Below are 1,535 nucleotides of genomic sequence, written 5' to 3'. Positions count from 1 at the left end.
GCGGCCGCCCGCGACGCGGGCGCCGACCTCGCCGAGGGGATCTACCAGATCTGGGACACCCGCAAGTGGTTTGCCTCCAGCGACGGTCACCGCATCGACCAGCACATCCGCGAGTGCGGCGCGGGCATCACCGCGAGCGCGTACGGCGACGGCGAGATCCAGCGCCGGTCCTGGCCCTCGCACCGCGGGCAGTACGGCACCCGCGGATGGGAGCTGGTCGACGAGCTGGCCCTGACCGACAACGCCGCCCGGATGGCCGACGAGGCGCGGGCGCTGCTGACCGCGCCGCTCTGCCCGTCCGGCGAGACCACCCTGATCCTCGGCGGTGAGCAGCTCGCCCTGCAGATCCACGAGTCGGTGGGCCACGCCATCGAGCTCGACCGCATCCTCGGCTGGGAGGCGGCCTTCGCCGGCACCTCCTGGCTCGACCTGGACCAGCTCGGCACCCTGCGGTACGGCTCCGACCTGATGAACATCACCATCGACCCGACGATCCCGGGCGCGCTGGGCAGCTTCGGCTACGACGACGAGGGCTCACCCGCGGTCAAGCGCGACGCCGTCCGCAACGGCCGCTGGGTGGGCGTGCTGGCCGGACGCGACTCCGCGGCGATGGCCGGGCTCGACTACGCCGGCAGCGTGCGCTCCGACGGCTGGGCGCGGCTGCCGATGGTGCGGATGACCAACGTCGGCCTGGAGCCGGGCCCGCACACCCTCGACGAGATCATCGCGGCGACCGACGACGGCGTGCTGATGGACATCAACCGGTCCTGGTCGATCGACGACCGCCGGCTCAACTTCCAGTTCGGCTGCGAAATCGGGTACGAAGTGAAGAACGGCAAGCGCGGGCGGATGCTGCGCAACCCGACGTACACGGGGATCGGCCCGAAGTTCTGGCAGTCGATGGACATGCTGTCCTCCGAGTCGGTCGCCTGGGGCACGCCGAACTGCGGCAAGGGCCAGCCCGGTCAGATCGGGCACACCGGCCACCCGGCCGCCCCGGCCCGGTTCACCAACGTGCGCGTGGGGGTGCGGGGATGAGTGCCGAGCTTGATCTGGCGGCCCGGGTCGTCGAGCTGACCCGGCGGCTGGCCGGCCCGGGCGCCGAGGCCGAGGTAGTCGCGGCCCACTCTGCTGAGGCCCTGACCCGCTTCGCGAACTCGGCGATCCACCAGAACGTCGCCGACGCCACCACAACCGTGCGCCTGCGCGTGCACCTCGACGGCCGTACGGCCGGCGGCTCCACGACGGTGACCGACGCCGACGGCCTGCAGTCGCTGGTCGAACGCACGATCGCCGCCTCCCGCCTGTCCCCGCCCGACCAGGCCTGGCCCGGCCTCACCCCGCCCACGCCGCTGCGGGACTCCCCCGCCTTCGACGAGGCCACCGCCGCCGCGGGCCCGCACGAGCGCGCCGCCCGCGTCCGCGATTTCGTCCGGGCCGCTGGCGGGCTGGAGACGGCCGGCTTCTGCCGCACGACGTATTCCTCGGGCGGCTTCGCAAACACGGCCGGCCAGGCCGTCGAGGGCCGGGCCGCC

2 protein-coding genes are annotated in these 1,535 nt (G+C 73.5%); both read left to right on the top strand.

The features are described from left to right. Positions 1-1,038, top strand: a 1,038-nt coding sequence (locus tag AB0C29_RS47850; RefSeq protein WP_360834952.1) for a TldD/PmbA family protein, incomplete at its 5' end; no start/stop codon positions are given. Beyond that, the coding region (locus AB0C29_RS47845) for a PmbA/TldA family metallopeptidase (RefSeq protein WP_360834950.1) at positions 1,035-1,535 on the top strand (501 nt) is incomplete at its 3' end. The genes AB0C29_RS47850 and AB0C29_RS47845, both read left to right, overlap by 4 nt.

Source organism: Actinoplanes sp. NPDC048791, assembly GCF_040650095.1.
Taxonomy (GTDB): Bacteria; Actinomycetota; Actinomycetes; order Mycobacteriales; family Micromonosporaceae; genus Actinoplanes.
Note: the sequence above shows the minus strand (reverse complement) of the source record. Positions and strands in the feature narration are given on the sequence as shown.